The sequence below is a fragment of the Fulvimarina fulva genome (assembly GCF_039652615.1).
Taxonomy (GTDB): domain Bacteria; phylum Pseudomonadota; class Alphaproteobacteria; order Rhizobiales; family Rhizobiaceae; genus Fulvimarina.
Genome location: NZ_JBDJAC010000022.1, coordinates 1 through 25,928 on the forward strand (window position 1 = coordinate 1; position 25,928 = coordinate 25,928).

At 60.2% G+C, this 25,928-nt stretch carries 18 protein-coding genes, 6 pseudogenes and 1 other annotated feature; of the genes and pseudogenes, 12 read left to right on the forward strand and 12 right to left on the reverse strand.

Going from position 1 to position 25,928, the window contains the following annotated elements; all coding sequences use genetic code 11:
• Positions 1-134: pseudogene (locus ABDX79_RS18970) on the forward strand (IS5 family transposase); the annotation flags it as partial.
• Positions 135-482: 348 nt separating this feature from the next.
• Here ABDX79_RS18970 and ABDX79_RS18975 read toward each other — a convergent pair.
• The 5 genes from ABDX79_RS18975 to ABDX79_RS18995 all read right to left on the reverse strand — a co-directional run bounded on the left by ABDX79_RS18975 (position 483) and on the right by ABDX79_RS18995 (position 7,852).
• Entirely contained in the window at positions 483-881 is a 399-nt protein-coding gene (locus ABDX79_RS18975) for a copper-binding protein (RefSeq protein ID WP_346221875.1), read from the reverse strand.
• 20 nt (positions 882-901) lie between these two features.
• On the reverse strand, positions 902-4,081 hold the full coding sequence (locus ABDX79_RS18980) for an efflux RND transporter permease subunit (RefSeq protein WP_346221876.1): 3,180 nt from the start codon (positions 4,079-4,081) through the stop codon (positions 902-904).
• The gene (locus ABDX79_RS18985) at positions 4,078-6,432 is read right to left on the reverse strand and encodes an efflux RND transporter periplasmic adaptor subunit (RefSeq protein ID WP_346221877.1); all 2,355 of its coding nucleotides are present in this window, start codon (positions 6,430-6,432) and stop codon (positions 4,078-4,080) included. Before ABDX79_RS18985 ends, ABDX79_RS18980 begins: the two co-directional genes overlap by 4 nt.
• Before the next feature lie 70 nt (positions 6,433-6,502).
• Positions 6,503-6,835, reverse strand: coding sequence for a hypothetical protein (locus tag ABDX79_RS18990; protein ID WP_346221878.1), 333 nt, complete (start codon positions 6,833-6,835; stop codon positions 6,503-6,505).
• Between the two features lie 171 nt (positions 6,836-7,006).
• A complete protein-coding gene (locus tag ABDX79_RS18995) occupies positions 7,007-7,852 on the reverse strand; it encodes an efflux RND transporter periplasmic adaptor subunit (protein WP_346221879.1) in 846 nt (281 codons plus the stop codon).
• A gap of 431 nt (positions 7,853-8,283) precedes the next feature.
• On the opposite strand from ABDX79_RS18995, the gene ABDX79_RS19000 reads away from it, so the two are divergent.
• The 5 genes from ABDX79_RS19000 to ABDX79_RS19020 are packed head-to-tail and all read left to right on the forward strand — an operon-like array spanning position 8,284 to position 11,556.
• Entirely contained in the window at positions 8,284-8,412 is a 129-nt protein-coding gene (locus ABDX79_RS19000) for a hypothetical protein (RefSeq protein ID WP_346221880.1), read from the forward strand.
• A gap of 55 nt (positions 8,413-8,467) precedes the next feature.
• On the forward strand, positions 8,468-8,812 hold the full coding sequence (locus tag ABDX79_RS19005; RefSeq protein ID WP_346221881.1) for a copper resistance CopC family protein: 345 nt from the start codon (positions 8,468-8,470) through the stop codon (positions 8,810-8,812).
• On the forward strand, positions 8,809-9,714 hold the full coding sequence (locus ABDX79_RS19010) for a copper resistance D family protein (protein WP_346221882.1): 906 nt from the start codon (positions 8,809-8,811) through the stop codon (positions 9,712-9,714). Before ABDX79_RS19005 ends, ABDX79_RS19010 begins: the two co-directional genes overlap by 4 nt.
• A gap of 14 nt (positions 9,715-9,728) precedes the next feature.
• Positions 9,729-11,132, forward strand: coding sequence for a multicopper oxidase family protein (locus tag ABDX79_RS19015; protein WP_346221883.1), 1,404 nt, complete (start codon positions 9,729-9,731; stop codon positions 11,130-11,132).
• 10 nt (positions 11,133-11,142) lie between these two features.
• Entirely contained in the window at positions 11,143-11,556 is a 414-nt protein-coding gene (locus ABDX79_RS19020; RefSeq protein WP_346221884.1) for a c-type cytochrome, read from the forward strand.
• A 178-nt stretch (positions 11,557-11,734) separates the two neighbouring features.
• On the opposite strand, the pseudogene ABDX79_RS19025 reads toward ABDX79_RS19020, so the two are convergent.
• The 4 pseudogenes from ABDX79_RS19025 to ABDX79_RS19040 form a co-directional block, all read right to left on the reverse strand.
• A pseudogene (locus tag ABDX79_RS19025) lies at positions 11,735-11,872 on the reverse strand (integrase core domain-containing protein); the annotation flags it as partial.
• 79 nt (positions 11,873-11,951) lie between these two features.
• Positions 11,952-12,201: pseudogene (locus ABDX79_RS19030) on the reverse strand (transposase); the annotation flags it as partial.
• A gap of 120 nt (positions 12,202-12,321) precedes the next feature.
• Positions 12,322-13,263 (reverse strand): annotated as a pseudogene (locus ABDX79_RS19035) (IS256 family transposase); the annotation flags it as partial.
• A 96-nt stretch (positions 13,264-13,359) separates the two neighbouring features.
• A pseudogene (locus ABDX79_RS19040) lies at positions 13,360-13,913 on the reverse strand (transposase); the annotation flags it as partial.
• Positions 13,475-13,588 (reverse strand) — a sequence feature (AL1L pseudoknot). (Overlaps the previous pseudogene by 114 nt.)
• Before the next feature lie 250 nt (positions 13,914-14,163).
• Here ABDX79_RS19040 and ABDX79_RS19045 point away from each other — a divergent pair.
• From ABDX79_RS19045 to ABDX79_RS19070, 6 genes are read left to right on the forward strand one after another with little or no spacing between them, the layout of a single operon-like run.
• The gene (locus ABDX79_RS19045) at positions 14,164-15,150 is read left to right on the forward strand and encodes a GDP-mannose 4,6-dehydratase (protein ID WP_346221885.1); all 987 of its coding nucleotides are present in this window, start codon (positions 14,164-14,166) and stop codon (positions 15,148-15,150) included.
• 12 nt (positions 15,151-15,162) lie between these two features.
• On the forward strand, positions 15,163-16,125 hold the full coding sequence (locus tag ABDX79_RS19050) for a GDP-mannose 4,6-dehydratase (protein WP_346221886.1): 963 nt from the start codon (positions 15,163-15,165) through the stop codon (positions 16,123-16,125).
• 18 nt (positions 16,126-16,143) lie between these two features.
• Positions 16,144-16,929 (forward strand): ABC transporter permease, encoded by a 786-nt coding sequence (locus ABDX79_RS19055; RefSeq protein WP_346221887.1) that lies wholly within the window; start codon positions 16,144-16,146, stop codon positions 16,927-16,929.
• Entirely contained in the window at positions 16,929-18,170 is a 1,242-nt protein-coding gene (locus ABDX79_RS19060; RefSeq protein WP_346221888.1) for an ABC transporter ATP-binding protein, read from the forward strand. Before ABDX79_RS19055 ends, ABDX79_RS19060 begins: the two co-directional genes overlap by 1 nt.
• Positions 18,128-19,735: an FkbM family methyltransferase gene (locus tag ABDX79_RS19065; RefSeq protein WP_346221889.1), complete on the forward strand. Its 1,608-nt coding sequence runs from the start codon at positions 18,128-18,130 to the stop codon at positions 19,733-19,735. The genes ABDX79_RS19060 and ABDX79_RS19065 overlap by 43 nt, the downstream gene beginning before the upstream one ends.
• On the forward strand, positions 19,732-22,923 hold the full coding sequence (locus tag ABDX79_RS19070; RefSeq protein ID WP_346221890.1) for a glycosyltransferase: 3,192 nt from the start codon (positions 19,732-19,734) through the stop codon (positions 22,921-22,923). The genes ABDX79_RS19065 and ABDX79_RS19070 overlap by 4 nt, the downstream gene beginning before the upstream one ends.
• 113 nt (positions 22,924-23,036) lie before the next feature.
• On the opposite strand, the gene ABDX79_RS19075 is transcribed toward ABDX79_RS19070, so the two are convergent.
• The 3 genes and pseudogenes from ABDX79_RS19075 to ABDX79_RS19085 form a co-directional block, all read right to left on the reverse strand.
• Positions 23,037-24,149 (reverse strand): glycosyltransferase, encoded by a 1,113-nt coding sequence (locus ABDX79_RS19075; RefSeq protein WP_346221892.1) that lies wholly within the window; start codon positions 24,147-24,149, stop codon positions 23,037-23,039.
• Positions 24,150-24,151: 2 nt separating this feature from the next.
• Positions 24,152-25,312 (reverse strand): glycosyltransferase family 4 protein, encoded by a 1,161-nt coding sequence (locus ABDX79_RS19080; RefSeq protein ID WP_346221891.1) that lies wholly within the window; start codon positions 25,310-25,312, stop codon positions 24,152-24,154.
• 182 nt (positions 25,313-25,494) lie between these two features.
• Positions 25,495-25,928, reverse strand: a pseudogene (locus ABDX79_RS19085) (phosphomannomutase); the annotation flags it as partial.

A 25,928-nucleotide genomic window follows, 5' to 3' on the forward strand; every position in this document is an offset into this window, starting at 1 on the left:
TCGAGCGCCTGTTCAACAAACTCAAGAACTGGCGACGGGTCGCTACCCGATACGACAAAACCAGAGAGTCCTATCTCGGCTTCGTCTCCATTGCAGCAATCAAACTTTGGCTACCCTTTGTCCGCGAGGCCTAGTAAATACGTTTCGGCTGCTCCTCAAACAGGAACATGGAATTTCTCAGTGCAGTGTTTGCCTCGTAGCCGTTTTCGGCGTAGCAGGCGGGTGGTCCGTTGAGCGGCGCCCGGCACCGAATGGCCAGCGGACAGATCGGTCAGTAGTTCGCCGCTCCGTCAATTGTGAACCCGATAGAGACGCCCGCGATGACCGCGGGCGTCCGGACTGCTACGGTGATCAATCGTGTCAGTCCGAAAACCAGCGCCGTGCGCTCGACGCCGCGCAGGACGGTACGCCCACCTTCAGCAGCCTCGACGCAGCGGGCGCAAGCGTCGGAGCCGGAAGGGACGCGTAGCGTCCTTGAGGCCTTATTCGGCCGGCATTACGGCACGGATGCCGACCATGCCGTCCTTGCCCTGCTCCAGCATGAGCATGGCCTGGTCGCCTTCCGATATCTCTCCCACCTCGGCGCCGTCGAGCAGCGTCATGTCCATGGTCATGGGCGGCCAGCGCAACGCGGGGATCGCAGGATGGCTGACATTGATCGTGTCGCCGTCGATGCGGTTGATCGTGGCGGTGGTATGGATGCCCTCCATGTCCGAATGCTTCATGGCGCCGTGATCCATGCTGCTATGGTTCATGGAGCCATCATTCATGCCGTCCATGGTCATGCTGCCATGGTTCATGCCCTCATGCGTCATGTGGTTGTCCGCGAAGGCGGGGGCGGTGAAGAGGGTTGCCGAGAGGGCGAGCGTGATGATGCGCATTTAATTCTCCTGAGGTTTGATTATTCCGCGGGGGCAGCGATGGTCGGCTCGGCGCCTCCGGTTCCGCGCAGGCGTTCCCGGTTGCGGGAGCCGATCTCCAGCCGCTTCCAGATTGTGAAGACGGCGGGGATGACGAAAAGTGTGAGCAGCGTGGCGGTGGCCATGCCGCCGATCATAGGGGCGGCAATCCGCTGCATGATTTCGGAGCCGGTGCCAGTCCCGTACATGATTGGGATGAGCCCGGCGAAGATGGTGGCGACGGTCATGACCTTGGGTCGTAGTCGCAGAAGCGCTCCCTCGAAGACAACCTCCTCCACGTCGCGCTGCGTCAGCGGACGGTCTTGCACCTCCTCGATCCTCCGCTTCCAGGCAAGGTTGAGGTAGAGCAGCATGACGATCGCCGTCTCTACCGCGACCCCGGCTAGCGCGATGAAGCCGACGAGGACGGCGACCGACATGTCGAAACCCAGATACCAGACCAGCCACACACCGCCTGAAAGAGCGACGGGCAGTGCGGTCAGGATAATTGCGACCTCCTGAACGCGGCGAAACTCCATGAACAGCATGAGAATAATGAGGCCGATAGTGGCCGGGGCGACCAGCGTCAGCTTCGACCGTACCCGCTCGATGTATTCGTACTGACCGGACCAGGCTATGGAATAGCCCGGCGGAAGCGTGACCTCCTCGGCCACGACCCGTTGCGCCTCCTCGACATAACCGCCGAGATCGCGGTCCGCGATGTCGATGAAGACGAAGCCGGTGCGACGCGCATTTTCGGAGCGGATCATGCCGGGACCGTCGACCAGACGGATCTCTGCCACCTGTCCGAGAGGGACGTGGGCGCCCGAGGGCGTGACCAGCGGGAGTTCGCGCAGACGCTCCGGGCTGTCGCGCCAATCGCGAGGATAGCGCAGGTTGATGGGGAAACGCTCCAGTCCCTCCACCGTCTCGGAAATGTTTACACCACCGACCGCCATCTGCACGACCTGCTGGACGTCGGCGATGGAGAGCATGTAGCGGGCGGCCGCGTCACGGTCGATATCCACCTCGATGAAGCGCCCGCCGACAGGTCGCTCGGCATAGGCGGAGGCCGTACCCTCGATGCCTCCGACGGCACGTTCGACCTCGACTGCGATCTGCTCGATGACGTTGAGGTCAGCGCCGGTCACCTTCACGCCAACCGGGGTCTTGATGCCCGTGGCAAGCATGTCGATCCGGTTCTTGATCGGCTGTATCCAGACATTGGTGACCCCGGGAATCTGCACGGCGCTATCGAGCGCGTCGCGAATGCCGGCCATCGTCATACCGGGGCGCCATTCATCCTCGGGTTTCAATTGAATGGTCGTCTCGATCATCGTCAGCGGCGCGGGGTCGGTGGCGGTGACCGCACGGCCAAGCTTGCCATGGACGGTCTTCACCTCCGGCACCGTGGCGATCAGCCTGTCGGTCTGTTGCAGAACCTCGCGGGCCTTGCCGATCGAAACGCCCGGATAAAGGGACGGCATGTAGAGGAAGTCGCCCTCGTTGAGTTCCGGCATGAACTCCGTCCCGATGCGTTGCATGGGATAGGCCATCGAGGCGACGATCAGCACCGCGCAAGCGACGGTCGCCACCGGCCAGGCCACTGCCGCGTCGAGAAACGGGCGGTAAAGCGCGATACAAAGACGGTTCAGGGGATTTTTCCGTTCGGGAACGATCTTCCCTCGCACGAAATAGCCCATCAGCACCGGCACCAGCGTCACCGACAGAATCGCCGCCGCCGCCATCGCATAGGTCTTGGTGAAGGCGAGCGGCTTGAACAGCCGGCCCTCCTGCCCCTCCAGTACGAAGACCGGCAGGAAGCTGACGGTGATGATCGCGAGCGAGAAGAAGAGCGCCGAGCCCACCTCGGATGCGCTCTCGCTCACAATGCGCCAGCGGTTCTCGGGCGTGAGCGGCTCGCGCTCGATGCGCCGATGCAGCGCCTCGATCATCACGATGGCCGCGTCCACCATCGCCCCGATAGCGATGGCAATTCCGCCGAGACTCATGATGTTGGCGTTCACGCCCTGAAATCTCATCACGACGAAGGCGGAGAGGATACCCAGGGGAAGCGTCAACAGGATCACGAGCGACGAACGCAGGTGCAGGAGAAAGGCCGCGCAGACAAGCACGACGACGATGAATTCCTCGGTCAGCTTGTCCTGAAGGTTGACGATCGCCCTCTCGATCAGCCCTGAACGATCGTAGGTGGTGACGAGTTCGACGCCTTCGGGTAGCGAGGCGCGGAGATCGACCAGACGCGCCTCCACCGCCTCGATGGTGGCGAGAGCGTTGCCGCCCCAGCGCATGATGACAACGCCGCCGACGGCATCGCCCTCGCCGTTGAACTCGCCCACACCGCGCCGCAGTTCCGGCCCCATGCGGACCTCGGCGACATCGCCGAGCGTCAGCGCCGCGCCGCGTTCATTGACGCGCACCGGGGCGCTGGCCAGGTCGTCGAGGCTTTCGATGTAGCCGGTCGCCCGGACCATGAATTCCGCCTCGCCCATCTCCAGCACGCTGCCGCCGGTTTCGCGATTGGCGTTCTCGATGGCGCGGCGGAGTTCTGGCAAAGTCAGGTCGTAGGCCCGCAGCTTGTGGGGATCGACCACGACCTGATACTGCCGCACCATGCCGCCGATGGTGGCGACCTCCGCGACGCCGTTCACAGCCTGCAACTCGAATTTCAGCCACCAGTCCTGCAGCGCGCGAAGCTGGGCGATGTCGTGTGTGCCGCTTCGGTCGATCAGAACATATTGATAGATCCAGCCGACTCCCGTGGCATCGGGGCCGAGCTGCGGCGTCGCGCCCTCCGGCAGGCCAGATTGGACCTGCGCGAGATATTCCAGCACCCGCGTGCGCGCCCAGTAGAGATCGGTGCCGTCTTCGAAGACGATGTAGACATAGCTGTCTCCGAAGAATGAAAATCCGCGCACATCGGTCGCGCCCGGCACGGCCAGCATGGCCGAGGCGATCGGATAGGTCACCTGATCCTCGACCAGTTGCGGGGCCTGTCCCGGAAATGGGGTCTTGATGATCACCTGCACGTCCGAGAGGTCCGGGATCGCATCGACCGGCGTGCGCATAACCGCCCAGGTACCGCCGAGCGCCAGCATGATGCCGAGCGCGACCACGATGACCCGATTGGCAATGGAGGCGCGGATGAGTGCGGGGATCAACGCGCGACCCCTTCCAGCGTCATCTCGAAGGTGGCCGGATCCAGGGAGATCAGTAGCGTCGTCTCCTCCCCGAGCGGTATGTCATCCGGCACGAGGCTTTCGGCCATGGGGAAATCCATGGTCATGCCGGGCATCCCGATGTCGGCCATTGGACCGTGAGTGATGTTGGCCTTACGGGTCTTCGGATCGACGGAGTTCACCTTGCCTGAGACTTCCATCGGCGGCTCGGCGCCCTCCACCAGCTCGAAACCTTCGAGGGTCATCTCGAAGGTTTCCGGGTCCATAGCGAAATACAGCGTCGTCTCCGCGCCGACCGGCAAGGCGGAGGAATCAAGTTTCGCGCCCAAGCCGAAGTCCATGGTCATGCCGGGCATCCCGATGTCCGCGATGGGCCCATGGGTGATATTCGCCTTGCCCGTCGCCGAATCGACTGAATTAATCGTGCCCGACACCGCCATAGTGTCTTTCGGGTTGGGTTCGCCGGATGTGCTCCCCTCTGAATTTTCGGCGCCAACAAGCGTCATCTCGAAGGTCGCGGGATTCATGGCGAGGGTGAGATCGGTTTCCGTGCCGATCGGCAAGGCGGACGGATCGAGGCCGCTTCCGAGGCCAAAATCCATGGTCATGCCGGGCATTCCGATCTTGGTCATCGGGCCGTGGGTGACGTTCGCAGTGCCTTTCGCCACATCGACGGAGTTGATCGTGCCGGAAACGGTCATCAGATCGGAGTCCGCATCCGCGGCAGGCGTATTCTGCGTTGGGGGGGGTGTCGCCTCGTCTGCGACCGGACGCACGGCGATGATGCTGTAGACGCCGTCTTCTCCTTCCGAGAGGTCGATTTCCACGCGCGTATCCAGTGGCACCGCGTCGAAATCGACGTTCTGCGCCGGCAGATCCATGGTCATGGCAGGCCAGCTCAACGCCGGTATCGGATCGTGGCTGACGCTGAGTTTTCCATCCGGCGTCACCGCATGAACGGTGGCCAGGCCCGTTGCGTCGACCCCGTCGTCACGCCCAATCTTCACGAGCGAGAGCAGCCCGTCGGACCCACGCGCCAGCGAGAAGCGCACTGCCTGGCCCGGCTCTACCCGGTCGAGGCGAGCGCCGTCCTTCAGGGCGAAACTGGTGGTGAGCGGGGGCCAGTCGAGCGCCGGGATTGCCGCGTGCTCGATGGTGACGGTGTTGCGCTGGGGATCGTTCGAAACCAGCATCCCTTTTCCGGTGGCGGGCGCGCCGGCGGTGGGGGCCATGCGCGTGGTGCCAGCCGATAAGGCGCTTTCGCTATCGATCAGGAATTGCGCCGAGGCGACCACTTCCTCACCCGCGCTTAGGCCCTGCACGATCTCCGTGCGCCCGCCCTCTCCGAAGCCGTCACGCAGGCCAGTGGTCACGAGCCGGGGGCGGAAAGTGCCTTCGCCGGTCCGCAGGATCACCCGTTCCGCCCGCCCCGTGCGGATCACCGCCTCGCTCGGAACCGTAACGGCCTGGCTGACCAGCGCGCCTGTGAGACGAATGCGGCCATACATGTTAGGCCGCAGGCTGAGGTCGGAATTGTCGAAGCGCAACCGTACGGACAGCGTGCGCGTCTTCTGATCGAGTTCGGGATAGATGTAATCGACCTTGCCCTCGAAGACCTTGCCCGGCAACGGCTCGAAACGGGCTTCCGCATGGATCCCCTCGGTGAGTCGTCCGATATCCTTCTCGAACACGTCCGCAACGACCCAGACCGAGGAGAGATCGGTGATCGACATGGCGCGAACGCCCGGCTCCAGATACATGCCATCCGAAGCGTTCAGTGCCGTCACCACACCCGACTGCGGCGCGTTGACCCGCAGATATTCCGTTGGAGAGCCGATGCGATCCGTGCCGGTGCGCTCCTGGCGCGGGCCATAGATCTCGAACAGCGGCTCGCCTTCGCGCACAGGATCGCCGAGCGAGCGTATGCGCAGATCCTCTACATAGCCTGGGATGCGGGCATGGACGTGGCTGGTCGCATCCTCGTCATAGGTGACGAAGCCGACGGTCTCGACGAATGGCGCCACCGCCTCGACTCGCGCAACGGCCGTGCGCACGCCGATGGCATTCACCTCCTGCGCCGACAATTCGACCTCCTGCGGATCACCCGAGGGCTCGTCCCCCTCATAGACGGGCACGAGATCCATTCCCATGGGCGATTTGCCGGGACTGTCCTTGCGAAAATTCGCGTCCATCGGGGCGACCCAATAGAGCACCTTCGGCCCGTCATCGCCGCCCTCGGATGGGGCCGAGAAGTATAAACGCTCAATGGCGATTCCGCCGGCGAAGCCTGCGCCTAGGGCGAGGATCGACAGCGCAACGTAACGACCGCGCATGGCCGCGCCTCCTGAAGGAGTCTGTCAGATTTTTGAAACGAGCCGCTTCACCCGCCGGCTCTGGCGGGTGTCAAACGCGCGGAGGCTGGAGATCGACGCCAGGATCTGCGAGTGCCGCACGAGACTCGTGCGTCATGTCGAGGGGAATGTTGGCACTGCGGGACAGGGGCGATGTGTGTCGAGCGCCCTCAGAAAACACCTGAGCCGGGCAGCAGGACACGGCCTCCGGCGCGACCTCGAACTTATCCGGCGCCATATCCAACATGTTCATGTCGGCATGATCGGCACCATCGAGACCCGTCGGGGAGGACGGAGTGGCGTGTTCGGTATGAGCTGAAGAGCAGAGAGCCATCGACGCCGCATAGACGGGTGCCACGAGTGCGCCGAACATCACAACGAACACGAGGGCAAACCCCGCGTACGTACGTCTGAAGTGGCCGAGCGCATGCAACATGGAATCCCGTATAGCAACGTGCGGCGCAGAAATCCATTCCCGGCGATGTCACGGTACGACGTGGCAGCCGAAGGTCTCCATTCGTTTCGAAGCCGGGGTCGCGATCGAAACCGCGCTCCTTCAGCTCCGTCCCGCTCCGGGAAGTCGGAGTTCGACGGATTGCCCGACGGCGAAAGCGGAATCACTCTCGATCGTGAAACGAACCGTCCGCGTCCGTGTCAGCGGATTTTCGACAGGAATGAGCGCGCGGACCCGCGTCGTCACTGCGATGCCGTCACGCGTTTCGGCTTCGATCTTTGCCCCTTCTTTGAGAGCGGGTAGTGCATCGACAGGGACATCGGCCTCGACTTCCAGATTGGAGATGTCGACCAAGGTGAACATGCGACGTCCCGGCGTCACGAAGTCTCCCGCCTCGATCTCCCGCTCGGTGACGACGGCGTCGTAAGGCGCAAGCACCTGGGCGCGCTCCACGTCGACCTGCAACCGCGCGCTTTTCGCTTTCGCTTCCGCGAACTGGGCCCGTGCCACAGCGATCTCCGCCGTCAGCCGCGCGGCCTCGGCCTGGCTGTCCTCGAGCCTGGACGCGTTGAAAGCCGAACTTCCGCGCAAGTTTTCCTGCCGACCCAGTCTGAAACGCTCAGCCTCAAGGGCTGCCTGTCGGGCGAAGACCTGTGCTTCGGCGACGGCGATCTGAGCTTCGGCGGTATCGAGATCCGCGCGACGGTCCGCGATATCGAGGCGCGCGAGGGCCTGGCCCTTTGAGACCCGATCACCTGCGACGATCAGGACTTCGGCAACAGGGGCCGCGATCGCGGCAGCAAGAACTCCACCCTGACGGCTGACGATCTCGCCGATGACAGTCGATCTGGCGCCATCTTGGGCCGCCGCCCCGGTTCCGCCCGGATATTGGAAGCCAGAGGAAACCAGCCCAATCCCAGCAAGAACAAGGAGCAAAAATCTCTTCATGGGTAACCTGTCCGTCGTCGGAACATTTTGCGCAGAGCGCGGCGTTGACGAGCGGGAGTGGAACTCGTCTCCGTTTTGGTTTTAGGCGGCGGGCTTGCGGTGTTGCAAGCACCAGTGTTCGATTGTTTCTCGCTTGATCTGTTCGTGCTGCCTGACGATGGCAGATGCCTCTGAGACGCATGCGTCGCGGCTTCCGCGGACTCGCCGTTTATCAGGGTGCCCTACGACCCCTTCGATCGTCTCCGTCAGGGGAGCCTTATCCAGGCAAATGAGAGGCTTCCATCTCTTCGAAGCCGAGGTCGCATCGCGTCTCAATACAACCTTGCCCCTGTCGGCGACGTGGGCCGACGATTTTACGGGAGCGCCCGGAACGTGGAAACCAAAAGGTCGAGAAGCGCGCCGTCACGCTTTGGGAACTGAAGGGTCTCGAGATGCCAGCCACGACCATGGTCTTCTCGGCTGAGGAGCCGCTCATGCTGAATCGGGCCGGTGAAGCCCAGATGAGCGAGTTTGTGGCCAAGCGTTTGCGCGGTAAGCTGACCGTCATCGATATGAGGTAATCGTGCAGCATGCGGGGTGGGAACGGCCTCGGAGGGCGTTGTCACTGGAGGAAACATGAAGCCCATCATTCTCGCGACTGCCATCGCAGCTTTCGTGTCCGGCGGTGTGCTTGCGCACTCCAAGGAGGAGACAACCGAGCCGGCGGACCGGGCCGAGGTCGAAATGGTTGAGGAGGTCGTCCTCGAATTCGACAAGCCGATGCGGGTCACCGCGATCTCGATCGACGGCGGTTCGGGATCGATCGAACTCAGCAGCGAGCAGGGCACGGAGCCGACGACCCGCTATGTCGTAAAGCCGCAGGCTGACCTCGAGCCGGGTTCCTACAAAGTCGAGTGGCGCGGGCTCTCCTCTGACGGCCATCCGATGAAGGGCGATTTTGCCTTTGACGTTTCGCCGTGATCTTCGATTTTGCGATCGCTTTCGAAGGTCTTTCGGATATCGACGCCTGGGCGATCGCTGCGATCGCCGTCAAGGCCGTCGGCTATGCTGCCGCGTTTCTCGCCATGGGCGGCGCTCTGTTCATCGCGGTTTTTCCAGAGCTTCCCGAGAAAATCGGGCGGTCGACGCGGATCCTGACGGCGTCGGCGGCCGTCATCGGCCTTCTCAATCTCTCCTTGAGGATTGGTGTTCGAGCCGCTCGGATCTCCGGTATGGGCGCAGACGGGATGATCGATCCCACCATGGTGCAGATCGTCTGGGAAAGTCCGCTTGGTACCGCCGCCTTCATCCAGGCGATGGGTTTCGGGCTGATCCTCGCTCTCCTTCTTCGCGGACCGATCCCCGCCGCGCTTTCGCTGATCGGCGCGACGCTCGTCGCCATCGCCTTCACGGAGGTCGGCCATAGCCTCGGGGGCGAGCGGGCGTTTCTGGCTGCGCTTCTCACCCTTCACGTCCTGACTGGAGCCTTCTGGATCGGCGCTTTCCATCCGCTCTTCATGGCGACGGATAATTCGGAGGGCCACGCGATCCTCCACCGCTTCGGCAAAATCGCTGGCGCCTCCGTCGCCGTCCTCGTTCTCGCCGGTCTGGGTTTTGCCTGGATATCCGTTGGCTCGCTCGCCGGGCTCTTCGGCACGGCCTACGGCCTCACCTTGATGGCGAAGGTTGCGCTCGTCCTTGTCCTGCTCGCCCTCGCGGCATGGAACAAGCTGTTGCTCGTGCCTGGCCTGCGGACGGGCGAACCTGGAACGGCATTGCGGCTTAAGCGCTCGATCGCCTTGGAATGCGGCGCCGTGGTTCTGATCTTCCTGCTGACCGCGACGCTCACCAGCGTCGCCACTCCGCCCATGAACCTCGACTGAGGAGGCCGAACGCCATGTTTAATCGACGCCAATTCCTGAAAGCCGGTGCGGCCGTCCCGCTGATCATGGGCCTTCCGCGGATAGCGAACGCCGACGCCGGGCGAATCCAGAACATCTCGCTGCGCGTTTCTCCCGGCACGCAGCAACTCGTTTCCAAGGACCTCGGACCGGCGACACCGGTCTGGGCGTTCAACGGCAGCGCGCCCGGCCCCGTCTTGAGGGTGAAGGCCGGCGACCGCTTGCGCGCGACCGTCCAGAACGACCTCGACCAGCCGACGAGTGTCCACTGGCACGGCATCCGGATCGACAACGCGATGGACGGTGTGCCCGGCCTCACCCAGGAAGCGATCGCGCCGGGCCAGAGCTTTACCTACGACTTCGTCGCCCCCGACCCCGGAACCTATTGGTATCACTCGCACGATCGATCCTGGGAGCAGAATGCGCGAGGGCTGCATGGCGCGCTCATCGTCGAGGAAGCCGAACCCTGGGACGGTGCCGATCGTGATCTCGTTCTCGTCGTCGACGACTGGCGTCTTACGGAGAGCGCGACGATCGACGACAGTTTCGGCGAGATGATGGACTGGAGCCATGGGGGACGGCTCGGCAACTTCGTCACGGTGAACGGGATCTCGAAGCCCAGATTCGAAGTCAGACCCAACGAGCGTATTCGCGTCCGTCTGATCAATGCAGCCAACGCCCGCATCATGGAACTCGGCCTGCCTGGAACCCGCGTCCACCGTCTGGCGCTCGACGGCATGCCGACGGATATCGAAGAACAGACCGATCCGATCTGGCTGGCGCCGGCCCAGCGCATAGACGTCCTCGTCGACGTGCCCGAGGCCGGAACGCCGGCCTCACTCGTTATCCATACCAACAGCGGACCAGTGGAGATCGCGGAGATCGCAGTTTCCGGAGACCCAGTCCGCGGCTCGATGCCCGACCCCGCGCCACTCCCGAAATCGGGGCCAAGCCTCCCCACCAACTGGGCCGGCGCGGCGCGGGCCGAACTCCTGATGGAAGGTGGCGCCATGGGAACCATGCGCGGCGCGATGCATCAGGGCCGGGAGATGGGCATTCGCGAACTGGTCGGCATGGGCCGTGTCTGGGCCTTCAACGGCATCGCTGGCGACCTCGACGACCCTGTCGGCCGGTTCGAGCGCGGTCGCGCGGTCGTGATGACGATCAGGAACGTCACCGGCTGGCCGCACGCGATGCATATGCATGGCCATCATTTTCAGGTGCTGTCTCGCAACGAAGAGCCGACCGGCGACGATGCGCTGCGCGATACCGCACTGACCCTTCCCGACGAGACGATGGAAATCGGCTTCGTCGCCGACAATCCCGGCAAGTGGCTGCTCCATTGCCACATGCTCGAGCATTCGGCAGGCGGCATGATCACCTGGTTCGAAGTGGCTTGAGGAAAGACGAGTGAAATTAAACAAGACCGGAACGGGGCTCGTCCTCGGCATCGTCGTGATCGGCGCATTTCTCGTATGGAACACTATGACGCCCGGCGGCGCCCAGGCCGATCATATCGTCGACGTGAACGTACCCGAACTTACGGCTCAGGCGACCAAGGGACAGGCCCTTTTCGCAGAGAACTGCGCGGCCTGCCACGGCAAGAACGCAGGCGGCACGGAACAGGGACCGCCGCTCATCCACCCGATCTACGAGCCGAACCATCACGGCGATCAGGCCTTCCTGATCGCCGCTACGCAAGGGGCCCGCGCCCATCACTGGCAGTTCGGGAACATGCCTCCGGTCGAAGGGATCACGCCGCGACAGGTCGGAGACATCGTCGCCTATGTGCGTGAGGTCCAGCACGCGAACGGCATCTTCTGACAGCCTATGCTCGTCGTCAGCCGCTCAGGAATTTCACCAGGGCCGCGACGACGAGTGCGAGGACGACGAGGAGCAGGATGCCCCAGAGGCCCATGCCGAAAGGCGTTCATCCCATCCGTCCTCTGAAGTGCCCTCCGTTTTTGGTCCGCCCGGCTGGAGAATTTCCGGGGGTTGCAGCTCAGGCCGACACCGCGTCGCCTGAGAATTTCAGCAGCTCGATCGGCGTCTTATGACCGATCGCGCTGTGAGGTCGAACCTCGTTATAGTCTCTACGCCAAGCCTCCATCTTGGCGCGGGCGTCGTCATGGCTCATGAAGTCGCCGATCGTGTCCCATCACGTGGTGTAGCTGGCGTCTGGCCTCGCCGATCGCGGGAGCGTCGAGCTGCTCAGCCTGTCATGCAGCGGGCAGGCTGATGATGGGATCATCGCAGACCGGAGCGAGAGTTTCCAGCGTCATGTGTCTTGAACGCTGGACGGCCCATTCCTCGTTCTGCTCCATGAGGATGGCACCGACGAGCCGTGTGATGGCCTTCTCGTTCGGAAAGATGCCGACGACGTCGGTGCGTCGCTTGATCTCGCCGTTGAGGCGCTCGATCGGGTTTGTCGAGTGCAACTTCGCCCGGTGCTGCGGCGGGAAGCTCATACCGGCGGACCTTTGAAACCATCGGTTTCATGGGTCGTCGGCAGCCCGAGCGGCGTTTGAGCCGTTTGCCGGGCGTGGATTGACCCAACGGGTCAATTCATTCGTCCGGCGGTATCATACAGGCAAGGACGTCCTCTTCGGCGTCATCCATGAGGTTCGCCAGTTTCGGCAGCTTGCCACGCATCTGATCGGCAACGTGGCGCCACTGTTTACTGGCGCTCTGAGGGTCGTTCTGGGCGAACGCGGTGGCGATGAAGGCAGCGACCACGCGCCGGCTGTTCTTGCCGGCATGGGCCAGGGCGTTTCTGTGAAAGTGCACCCGGCAACGCTGCCAGTTCGTGCCCAGGACACGAGCGACGGCGGCTTTGATGCCCTCGTGAGCATCGGAGATCACCAGTTTGACGCCGGTGAGGCCGCGCCGGACGAGCCCGCGCAGGAAGTCCGTCCAGAACGGTTCTGCTTCGGACGGGCCGATCGCCATGCCAAGGACTTCGCGGCGACCATCGCGGTTGACGCCGACGGCGAGGGTGACCGCGACGGAGACGATGCGCCCAGCCTGACGGACCTTCAAATAGGTGGCGTCGATCCAAAGATAGACCCATTCGCCTTCGATCGGCCGTGTCAGGAAGGCGTCGACGCGTTCATCGATGTCTTCGCAAAGCCGCGAGACTTGGCTGCGTGAAACCCCCGTGCCGCCCATGGCCTGGACGAGATCGTCCATGGAGCGGGTCGACACGCCGTGAACGTATGCTTCTTGGATCACGGCCACGAGCGCCTTCTCAACGGCGCGGCGCGGCTCCAGAAAGGATGGGAAATAGGAGCCGGTGCGCAGCTTCGGGATCCGCAGTTCCACATTCCCGGCGCGTGTCTGCCAGTCGCGCTCGCGGTATCCGTTGCGTTGGGCCAGGCGATCGGCGCTCTTCTCGCCGTAAGCCGCGCCGGTGGCGGCGCTTGCCTCCAGCTCCATCAGCCGTTCGGCGGCAAAGCCGATCATCTCGCGCAGGATATCGGCGTCGGCGCTCTGTTCGACCAGGGCGCGCAGGTCCATCATGGGTTTGGTCATCGGGGGCACCCCTCGGTTCGGTTGCGTCTCGCAACCCGATCCTACCGCGGAACCCTCGGTGGCCGCTCAGCTACACCACGTTCGGGGACACGACCCGACGCGCTCGATCTCCGGCAAGAGCTCCAGATCCCTTTTTGCCCGCGCCGACAGTTTCTCTGGATCGGCGCGCTTGGCGAGGTGCTCGCGGTAGGTCGCCCTTCGACCGGCTCAGGAGGGCGATCGGCAGCACCTTGCAGATCGGCTCGACCCCATGGGCCTCGCGGTGATCGTCGATAAACGCGATCATCGTTTGAATGGGCGGTCGAGCTCCGCCTGGGCAAAGGCGGAGCCGCCATACCCCCCGGTCCGAGTGACGGTGGAGACGCAGAAGCCTTGCGCAGGATCTCGTCGGCCTGCCGAAGTTCCCGGTTCTCCCACTCGAGAGCCTTCATCTTCTCGGCTGTATCCGTTGGCAAACCCACCCGCTTGCCGGCATCGACTTCGGCCTTCTTTGCCCAACCGAGCAGCGTGTGCGCTGAGCAGAAGATCTTTGCCGAAATCGAGTGGCAGGCTGTCCAACGGGAGGAATGATCAGCCTCGTTATCCAGCACCAACCGCACCGCGCGCTCGCGCACCCGAGGAGAAAACTTGTTCGTCGTTTTGCTCGTTATGGCTCCATACTGTTTGGAAGTTGGAGCCTCCGGGAAAGCCGGCGCGGTTCAATGTTTCGTCCAAACGATTGTCGCAAACTCGTACTTCCTGACGAAACCGCTCTCGACCTTGCGACGATGCCAGAGTAAAGACCTGCGCCAAACGGCCTCTGGAAGCCTGCGCATTTTTGCAGGCTGCCAGTTGCCTCCATAGAAACGCTATACCCACGAATATTCGAATGGCTGATTCACGGGGAAAAAGGAGACACATATGAGCAAGACAGCTTTGGTCACCGGCATTACCGGCCAGGACGGTGCTTATCTGGCGGCATTTTTGCTCGAGAAGGGCTATGAAGTCCATGGCCTTGCACGCCGGTCGAGCACGTCCGACGTCAATCTGAGCCGCCTCGATTGGCTCGGCATCACCCGCGACGTCAGAATCGTCGATGGCGATCTCCTCGATCTCTCCGGCGTCATCCGCACCCTTCGCGACGTGAAGCCGGACGAAGTCTACAATCTGGGCGCCCAGTCTTTCGTGAAGTCCTCCTGGCAACAACCGATCCTGACCGGTCAGGTAACCGGCATCGGTGTGGCCAACATTCTCGAAGGGGTTCGCCTGGAAAGTCCGGAAGCGCGTTTCTATCAGGCGTCTTCTTCCGAAATGTACGGCCTCATTCAGGAAGAGATGCAATCGGAGAGCACGCCGTTCTACCCGCGCTCGCCCTATGCCGTAGCGAAGCTCTACGGTCATTGGCTGACCGTCAATTATCGTGAAAGTTTCGGCCTTCATGCTTCGAGCGGCATTCTGTTCAATCACGAATCCCCGCTTCGCGGGATCGAATTCGTGACCCGCAAGGTCACCGATGGTGTTGCCCGCATCAAACTCGGCTTGGCGAATGAGTTGCGACTTGGCAATATCGACGCCAAACGCGATTGGGGCCATTCCAAGGATTACGTCCGCGCCATGTGGATGATGCTCCAGCAGGAGGTTGCCGACGATTACGTTGTTGCGACCGGCCGCACCACCACCGTTCGCGATATGTGCAAGATCGCTTTCGAACATGCGGGCCTCGACATCGACAAGCATCTGGTCATCGATCCGGAACTCTTCCGTCCGGCCGAAGTCGATGTGCTCTTGGGCAATCCGAAGAAGGCCAAGGATGTCTTCGGTTGGGAGGCGGAGATCACCCTCGAAGAGATGATCGTCGAAATGGTCGATGCTGATCTGAAGCGGTTGACCCGTTTTCAGTCCGCTTGAGGTCGTAGCTGAATGACGGCGCAGCACAGGATTCTGATAACCGGCGCGTCTGGATTTGTCGGCACCTGGTTGCTGAAGGTTCTGCGCGATTTTCCGGTCGACACCGGTCTGGAACTGGTGTCCGCCGGACGCAGTGCCGGCGATGATGTGACCTTCGACCTCGCGGACGCGGCAGCTGTGTCGGCTGCGGTTCGCGAGGTTCAGCCGACCGCGGTCGTTCATCTGGCGGCGATGGCTGCCCCGCGTGAAGCCGGCCGAGATCCGGGACAAGCCTGGAACGTCAATCTTCGAGGTACACTCAATCTGGCCTCGGCCGTACTTGATGAGGCGCCGGACGCGCGCTTCATCTTCGCCGGCAGTTCCGAGGCCTACGGGCAATCTTTCGCCGAAGCCGGCGACTGCGCCGTGAACGAAGACACGCCACTGAAGCCCGCTAACGTCTATGGCGCGACAAAGGCTGCGGCCGACATTGCCGTGGGCCAGATGTTTTTCGATGGCTTGCGTTGTGTTCGCTTCCGCCCGTTCAATCACACGGGTCCCGGCCAGTCTGAAACCTATGTCATTCCGGCTTTTGCCAGCCAGATCGCGCGGATCGAAGCGGGACTTGCGCCGCCGGTCGTGGAGGTTGGAAATCTGAGCGCACGCCGGGATTTTCTCGACGTGCGGGATGTCGCGCGCGCCTATGCACTTGCGGCGCTCGGCGAAGATCGGGACCTGGATGGAAGCGTTTTCAATCTCGCCTCCGGCAAGCCCGCAAGCATCCGTTCAATTCTGGACACGCTCCTGCGCCTGTCCGGTCATGATATCGAGATTGCAGTCGCTCAGGATCGACTTCGTCCCGTTGACATTCCGGTCGCTTGCGGCGACGCAAGCGCTGCACGGGATCGTCTGAACTGGACGCCTCAGTTTCAACTCGAAGAGACGTTAGCTGCCGTGCTTTCCGATTGGAGAGATCGCATTCATGCCGACGAATAAGCCATCTTGGAGCCTATCGTGCTGAGAAGCCTCTGGCACTATCGTTATTTCATCATGTCATCGATACGCGGAGACCTGAAGGGACGCTTCGCTCGCTCGTATCTGGGTGGCTTCTGGTTTATCCTGCATCCGTTGGCGCAATCCCTGATCTTCTCGATCGTGCTTGCAGAGGTCATGCAGGCGCGACTGCCGAACATGGACAGTAGCGCGGCCTATCCGATCTATCTTCTTTCCGGCATGGCTGCTTGGGGTCTGTTCTCCGAGATCCTTAACCGCAGCATGACCATCTTCATAGATCAGGCCTCTGCCATGAAGAAAATCGCGTTTCCGCGCCTGTGCCTGCCAGTAATCGTTTGGGGCAGCGCGATCCTCAATCATCTGCTGCTGCTGCTGGCGATCGCCGTCATCTTCCTTTTCTTCGGCCACTATCCGGGAATTGCCTGGATCTATTTGCCGATCGGCATCTTGCTCATCTCGGCTCTCTCTTTCGGGCTCGGCGTTTTCTTAGGGGTGATCAATGTTTTTGTCCGGGATGTCGGTCAGGTCATGCTCGTCCTGACCCAGTTGTGGTTTTGGTTAACCCCAATTGTCTACGTCAAGAACATGGTTCCGGAAAGCGTCCAGGCTTACATCGAAATGAACCCGATGACAGGTTTAGTTGGCATCTATCAGGACGCGCTGCTTCTGAATCAGGCGCCGGATTTCAATACCATACTCCCCTCAGCGATATTAGGCGCCGTCGCAGTCATCGCATCTTTCATAATTTTTCGCCGTGCGAGCCCCGAACTTGTGGATGCCCTTTGATGACGTCTACGATCATGACTGTCTCAAATGTCGGCAAACGCTACGCCGCCTATACGAGCAACCTCCAACGATTTGCCAATTGGTTCGGGGCTAGCATCACCCCGGTTTCGGAGTATTGGGCCAATCGCGATATTTCGTTCGAGGTTGCGCGAGGCGAAGCCCTGGCGCTCATCGGCCAGAATGGCGCGGGCAAGAGTACGCTGCTTAAACTGATCACCGGTACAGTCCGTCCGACTACAGGACATATCGGCGTGTTCGGTCGTATCAGCGCAATCCTCGAACTCGGGCTTGGTTTCAATCCGGAATTTACCGGACGCCAGAACGTCTATCACGCAGGAGGCCTCATGGGCTTCTCGCAGGACGAACTGCGCGAAATGATGCCCGACATCGAGGATTTTGCCGAGATCGGTGAATTTTTCGACCAACCGACCCGCGTCTATTCGAGTGGCATGCAGGCCCGCCTCGCATTTGCGCTGGCGACAGCCCACCGACCTGACGTGCTGATTGTCGACGAAGTCCTGTCGGTGGGTGACAGCTATTTCCAGCACAAGAGCTTCGATCGAATCCGCCAGTTTAAGGACGAGGGCACATCAATCATCCTTGTTTCGCACTCCATGGGTGACGTTCGGGCGTTATGCGAACGCGTCATTTTGCTGGACAAGGGCAATGTGCTCAAGGATGGCCCACCAGATGAAGTCGTTGATTACTATAATGCGCTTCTGGCAGCCAAGGAAAATGCCAAACTGACCGTCGAACAACGTCGCAACAACGACGGCTGGCTGCATTCGAAATCAGGAACCTTCGAAGCCAAGATCCTATCGATGGAGCTCGTCGACGCGGAGACGAGCGAACCGATCAGCACTGCGCTGGTTGGGCAGAAACTGGAAATGCGGCTCGTAGCCCACGCGAGTGAACCGGTGCCGCATCTTGTGCTCGGATACATGCTGCGCAGCCGAACAGGCCACGTCGTCTGGGGAACGAACACTTGGCACACACGACAGATCGTCGACAATGTCGCGGCAGGAGAAACCGTGACGTTTCGCCTGCCGTTCACATGCTGGATCGGCCCTGGTTCATATTCGTTTTCGCCAGCCCTGGTGAGCTCGGACACTCACATGGACAAGAACTACGAATGGCAGGATAACGCGATCGTTTTTGACGTCATCAATCAAAATCAGGATGTTTTCATAGGAACATCGTGGTTGGACGCGCAATTTTTGATCGAAAGAACATCGAGATGAATTTTGTTTCTCACGCGCAAAATTTCGAAGATGTTATTCTGTGGCGAGCGCTGAAGCACATAGAGCATGGCTTCTACATCGATGTTGGCGCTCAAGACCCCGTCGATGCATCCGTAAGCAAGGCCTTTTATGATAGAGGATGGAGGGGCGTTCACGTCGAAGCTAATGCTTCTTACGCAGAAAAGTTAAGGGTCGCACGCCCCGATGAGAAAGTGCTTCAGGTCGCCCTCGATCGTGAAGAGGGTGAGATCGCGTTCTACGAAATAGCCGCGACAGGCCTGAGCACTGGTAAAGAAGAGATTGCTCGAGAGCATGAGTCACAAGGGTGGTCTGTTCAAAAGCGCACGATTCCAAGCCTGACGCTCGCCTCTATACTCGATGATTATGCCGACCGTAATATTCACTGGCTGAAGATCGATGTCGAAGGAATGGAAAAGCGGGTCATCGAAGGGTGGCAATCGTCCAGCGTTCGACCCTGGATTGTTTTAGTTGAGAGTACAATACCCTTATCGGAAGAACAAAATTATCAGGAGTGGGAAGACATACTTGTCCGTCTTGGTTACAATTTCAAATATTTCGACGGCTTAAATCGATTTTACGTTCACACTGATCATCTCGAACTCGGCGCAGCATTCGGACCAGGCCCTAATTTTTTTGATCACTTCAAGCTGACCGCAGCGTCAGATTTTGTGGACACAGATGAGATGAATGCTGTCATTGCGAGTGAGCGCGCGGCTCGCTTGGCGGCAGAGCAAGATAGCGAAAACAAAGAAGCCGATCGGCGGAACATGCGCGCCCAGTTCGAGGCGGAAAGCGCAAGACGAAACGAATTGGAAGGGCTCCTTGTTCGTGAGAGTGAAGCTCGGATCGCTGCTGATCAACGGCATCGAGACGAATTAACGCTGGGGCTAAACCAATTAAATGACCTTATCACGCGTGAGAGCGAGGCTCGGATCGCCTTTGAACGATGGCATCGAGAAGAAATAGGAGCGGAGCTAAGCGAATTAAAAAGCCTGATCATCCGTGAGAGTGAAGCGCGGATCGTTACCGAGCATCGGTACAATCAGGAAATAGCCCATCAGCAAAACGAATTTGATCGCCGTCTAGCCGCTGAACGGCATTCCAGCTGGGAAGCGCAGCATCAAGCTGCCGAGTTGCGCAATCAAATTAGTGCCTTCAGACTTTCACGGTCTTGGCGCGTGACAGCACCATTGCGACGCAGCTCCCAGGCCGTTCGATGGCTCCGGGATGGTACTAGCGCATGGTTGAAATTCAAGCCGGGAAGTCGGCCTCGTCGCCTCGCGCGACTGATGCTTTCGCATCTCGCGCTTTACGTCGCGCGCCGCCCAGCCCTCTCCAAGCGGGCCAGAAAGTTCGTGAACACGCTCCCGACTTCCACTCAATCCCGATTGCGATCCATCGTCTTTCGTCAAAGTCAGATGTCGTTTCAGGCTCCCGTCGAGCCGCCGCTATACCTGAATGAAACGCCAGAACTATCAAGAAGATCAAGAGTAATTTACAACATGCTATCCGCACCAGCAGAAATAGTCGAGGGCGATCGATGAGAATTGTCATTGACCTGCAGGGGGCGCAATCTACTGGGAGCCGGAAGCGCGGCATCGGCCGCTATTCCATGGCGCTGACGAAAGCCATTTTAGCCAATCGTGGCGATCACGATGTCATTGTTGCGTTGAGCGATCTCTTCCCTGACACCGTCGAACCGATTGTCGAAGAACTCGAAAACCTTCTGCCAAGGCAGAACATCCGTGTCTGGGTAAGCTCCTCGCCTGTAACCCACCTCGACAAGGCGAATAATTGGAGACGCGAGGTCGCTGAACTCACGCGCGAAACGTTCCTTGCGAGTCTTAAACCAGACGTCGTTCTGCTAAGCAGTCTTTTCGAGGGACTTGGCGACGATGCCGTTGCGAGCATCGGAAAAATCGATGGAGGGCCTCCCACAGCGGTCATTCTTTACGATCTCATACCCTTTATTCACCGCTCTCCCTACCTCGACAATCCAGTTGTAGAGACGTGGTATCTCGAGAAGATCGATCATCTGCGCAAAGCAGCGTTGTGCTTGGCGATCTCGGAATCCGCTCGGCTGGAGGCGATCGAATATCTCGACATGCCTGCCGACCACTGCGTAACGATCTCGACGGATGCGGATCCCCAGTTTGGCCGGATCGAAATCGCAGAGCGGCGAGAAGAGGAACTACGGAACACGTACGGTCTCAATCGGCCTTTCGTGATGTACACGGGAGGAATCGACTATCGCAAAAACCTCGACGCCCTGATCGAGTCTTATGCCTCCCTGCCGGAATCAGTTCGCAAGCAGCACCATCTTGCGATCGTCTGCTCAGCTCAAGCGGAACAAAAACAGCGATTGATAGACCTTGCCAGGCGGGCAGGCCTGGCCGAGGGAGAACTGGTCGTCACCGGCTTCGTGCCGGAAGATGATCTGATTATGCTTTATAACATTTGTACACTTTTCATTTTCCCTTCCTGGCACGAGGGGTTCGGTCTTCCTGCGCTGGAAGCTATGCGATGTGGCGCATCCGTTATTGGCTCGAACGTTTCCAGCATTCCCGAGGTGATTGGATGGGATGAAGCATTGTTCGATCCCCATTCGCGTAAGGCAATGACGAGTGCTTTGGAGCGCGGACTGACCGATGAGCAGTTTCGCCAACGCCTTGCTGAACACGGCGTTCGACAGGCTAACAAATTTTCATGGGACAACAGCGCGCTAACGGCTATCGCCGCGATGGAGCGCCTGCATGAAAAAAACCAAGTTGCCCGCAAGCTCCCTGATCGCTCCACCAAAGCTAAGCCGAAACTCGCATTCGTTTCCCCCCTTCCGCCGGAACGGAGCGGCATAGCGGACTATAGTGCAGAGCTTCTGCACGTCTTGTCGCACTACTATCAGATCGATGTCATCGTTGATCAGGAGGCGGTTTCTGACGATTGGATCAATCAGAACTGCGCGGTACGTAATTCAGACTGGCTGATTGCACATCGCGACAATTACGATCGAGTTCTATACCATTTTGGCAACTCCTCTTTTCATCAATATATGTTTCGTTTGATTGCGAAGATTCCGGGTGTCGTTGTGCTTCACGACTTTTTTCTTTCCGGTATTAGCCATTACATGGAAATTCACGGCTTTGCGCCGGGCTATTGGACGAACCAACTTTACGATTCGCACGGCTATTCTGCCTTCAGGGATCGGTTCTTAGAAACACGGGCAAATGAGGTGGTATGGACCTATCCTACCAATCTCGATGTTTTGCGAGAGAGCCTCGGCATCATCACGCATTCATTTGCCGCAGCGAAAATGGCCCGGGAATGGTACGGCGAAGTCGACGAAAAGTGGAGCGTCGTTGGCCTTTTGCGCGATGCCACGACGACTGCCGATAGAAGCGCCGCCCGTAAGAAGTTTAGCTTCGAGGACGATCATGTGGTCGTGTCGACTTTTGGCATGGTCAACCCAACCAAACAGAGCATAAGGTTGCTGCAGGCGTGGAAGAAGTCTCGCCTTTCGTCCGATCCCAATTGTTTTCTGGCTTTTGTGGGTGAAAATGATGCCGGGTCCTACGGCAGGGAATTAATCAAGGAAATCTCGAATTTCGAAGGCAAAGATCGAATCCTGATCACGGGATGGATAGAGCAGTCGGAATTTCAGAACTATCTTGCCGCGACCGATATTGCTGTCCAGTTGCGGTGCAATTCCCGAGGCGAAACGTCGGCGGCGGTTCTGGACTGCTTGAAGTATGGGCTACCGACGATTGTCAACGCGAATGGAAGCATGGCGGAAATCGACCAAAATTCCGTCGTGATGTTGGACGATGAGTTCGAGCTTGCCGAACTTACCAATGCATTAGAGACTTTATTTACGGATCGAAGCGAGCGTAACCGGCTACGAGAAGCGGCCCGTGAACGGATCGTCTCCAAAAACGATCCCCAGACGATCGCGCAACATTATTTTGATGCGATAGAGAAATTCTACGAGCAAGATAGTACTAGCGTTCGGACATTGGCGTCTTCGATCAGAGATTTGCCGAAGCCCCCTTCTGATCAGGATTTGCTTCGCGTCGCCGAAGCCTTGTCCTTTACGTTCCCCGCACGTCCGCATCAGAAACAAGTGCTGTTCGATGTCTCGACCATGATGAGCGCGGAATGCGAACGGTCACTGCAAGTCGTTTTTTCTCAGAGCCTCGAAATCCTGGATGCTGAATCTCCGTCTGCAGTTAGGATGGAACCTGTTTATGGCTTGGAAAATGGTGGCTATAACTACGCTCGTCGACTGACGACCCGTCTTCTTGGTTGCCCCGATACCATTCTTCCAGATGAACCCATCGATGTCGCGGCGGGCGATATCATGATCATTACCGACCCGCCTGCGGGATATCCCGAATCGTCGGCAAAACACCGTCGCAGAATGCGAAACCTCGGTGTCAAAATCGTTATCTTCCTGTCTAACGACTTCCATGCACTTTTGGAGTTATCAAAAGAGGCCGTAGGGCTGGAAAGTGATGCCTGGCTCAGCTCGGTCACGGAGAGTGACGGCATCGCCTGCCACTCCAATTTAATCGCCGATGATTTACTTCGTTTGGTGGAACGGTATTACCCAGACCGGGTAGAGCGCTTGAGCCGCAGGATTTTCGTTCTTGAAGATGAAGCAGATCATTGGCCAAATAATTCTGGCTTGTCCAAAGGCGTCGATGACGTTCTTCGTGTGTTGGGAAGTTCGTTGTAATCGGCGTTTCTTGAAGCAGGAAGCGCATCTCGTCTAACCGAGCCAGCAGCAGTTAATCTCTAGTTGGTATTGCGCAGCTTTTACAGTATCGAATTGAGCGGGTTATGGCATCCCTAACGCGATAGGAGCTTCTCGTAGATCCGAAGATAGCTCTGCCCCATCGCGCTTGCCGTGAACAGGGTCTCGAAACGGTCCCGAGCCCCCGCTCCGAATCTGGCTGCGAGGGTGTCGTTGTCGATGATCGTGTTCATCGCAGCAGCGAGCGCTTCAGGATTATCCGGCGGGACGACGATACCGCTCACCCCATCGAGATTCACGAAGCTTGTCCCGGTGCCGAGTTCCGTCGAGACGAGCGGCAGACCCGCCATAGCGCCCTCCAGCAGCGCGAGACCGAACGCTTCGGAGCGCTGGGTAGCCGGAAAGACGAAACCACTCGCCGCCGAAAGGGCGGCCATTTTTTCCTCATCATCGATGGCGCCGACGAAATGAATATTTCGCGCACCCGAATTCTCGGCCTGCCGAAGAAGTTCGGCTTCCATCGGTCCCTTTCCGATGATGACGATCTCCGCGTTGACGGCCTTCGCCGCCGCCACTAGAACGTGCAGGCCCTTGTAGTAGCGAAGGACCCCGGAAAAAACGAACATCGGGCGCGTATAGGCGTTGCGCCACCGTTCCACCGCTTCCGGCGCCGGTCGCGGATAGTCCGCCGTGTCGAGGCCGATCGGCACGAGCGACACCTTTTCGCGGTAACGTGAGAGGACAGGACTCGTCTCGATATAACCCGGTGACGTCGCGACGATCCGGTCCGCACTACCAAGAAAGCGGTGCATCAAAGGCGCATAGAGCCGTTTCAGCATCCTCTGTTTGACGATGTCCGAATGGTAGGTGACGAGGCTTGGTTTTCCGTGCCGGCTCGCAAAATGAACGAGATCCATGAACGGCCAGGGAAAATGGTAGTGTACGATATCCGCCTCTTGCGCAGCATCCCTGAAGAGCGCGAACGCCTCCCGCGAAAGGCCGGTCGAGGCGATGTCGAGATCAAGGCGAGCCTTGATCAGCCGGTGGCCTGAAAATGTGGCAGGCGAGCTCTGCGGATCCCGACTGAGCGATAAGACCGTCGTCTCGACGCCGAGCGGCGCCGTCGAGCGCGCGATGGCGTGGATCGTCCTTTCGACACCGCCGAACGTGTCTGGATGATAGGTCTTGAAGAAATGGAGGACGCGTATCGTCATGCTTGCCTGCGTTCGGCGACGACCCGTTCGAAGAGTTCCACGATGCGGGCCGTCGATCGCCCCCAGTCGAAACGTCGGGCATTCTCGCGCGCGGCTGCGGCGAGGGTGGCATGCAGCTCGTTGTCCTCCACGAGTTCGCGGAAGCCACGGGCGATGTCGTTCGCATCGAATGGGTTCACAAGACGTCCTGCGCGCCCGGCAACCTCCGGCATCGACGAACGGTCCGACGTCAAAACCGGCACACCGAAGGCGTTTGCTTCCACGATCGGCAGGCCGAAACCCTCGTAGAGAGACGGCATCGCAATGAAGCGCGCATGGGCATAGAGCTGACCCAGTTCACCTTCGTTGAGATAGCCGACAGGAATCACCTCGCCCGAAGACAGCCCGGCCCGCGCGGCGAGATCGGCCAGATCCTGCTGGCGCCAGCCTCTGCCGCCGGCGAGCGCGAGTCGGCACCGGGAGCGCAGCGCTGGCTCCAGCCGGCTATAAGCATCGATCAGGCGCGGAAGGTTCTTGCGAGGCTCGAGCGTGCCGACGAAGAGCGCGTAGCCGCCCTCGAGCCCGAGACGCCGCAAGAGGTTCGGATCGCGTCCCTCAACGAGTGCAGCCGCCCCCGGATAGATGGTTTCGACGCGGTCATGCGGCAGCTCGTAGCGAGCGAGGAGATCGCGTGCCGTTGCCTCGGAGATCGTCACGATTGCGTCGGCTGCCCGCACGGCCGGCCCCATGAAAAAGCGCTCGCCCATGTAAGTTCGCCTGCGCATCGTCCGGGCGGCGTGAATCCATACGAGATCGAGCACCGTCAGGACCTTGGGAATCGGCGCGGCGAGCCTTGCAGGCAGGCGATGAGCAGGCCCCCAGAAAACATCGACCCCGTCCGATGCGACCTGCCGAGGCAACACCGTCTGCCCCCAGAACATGCGCGCCGGCGGGCTGCGATAGTTCGAGACGACCAGACGGGCCCCGTCGATGCTGGGAGACGAGTGATGGGGTGGTTGGGGAAGGTAGAGTGTGACGGCGCAGCCTTGCCGGACGAGATGACGTGTCGTTTCGACGAGATAGCGGCCGATCCCGCTCTGCTGCACAGTCAGGTTCCTGGCATCGATGCCGATATGCAGGCTCTCTCGCGAAATTGTCGGACCTCCTCGGCGGCTCATCCCATCTAACGAGACGGTGCCGGCTGCACAAGAACCGAGCCCTTCTTCGTCCTCTTGCATGGGTTTGAGAGCCGGTAGAGGCGGCGTCGCTGATCGCGACCCGATCTTGGGATCTCGAAAAACCCCTTCCTTAGCGGTCAGGGTTTTCCTTTGCGCAGGTTTTGTGCCGGTCGGCTGTCGGCTCAGCCGAGTTCCCGGCGCGCTGTCTCAAGACCCCAGTCGAGACGCTCCTTCGCGGCCTCTTCGCTGTCCGCCTCGATATAGCAGCGCAGTTCCGGCGCATTGCCCGAGGCGCGAAAATGAACGACCTCGCCATTTTCGAGGATCGTCCTCACCCCGTCCGTATCATCGGCCGAAGCGATCTCGCCGACCGGCTTGAACAGACGCGCCGCGTAATCGCGGTCCCCGGCAAGACGGGCGAGGAAGGGCGCGCTTTTTTCAGCCGGAACCTCCTTCAGACGGTCGGCCGCGGTGAAGCCGGCCTTCATCTCCTGCACCACGGCGGACAGGGGCTTGCCGGCGCCGGCAGATTCCGCAAGGGCGCAGATGATCGGCAGCACCGCATCGCGGGTCGGAAGAGCGGCAAGACCCCGCCCGTCCCGTTCGACGGACGAGC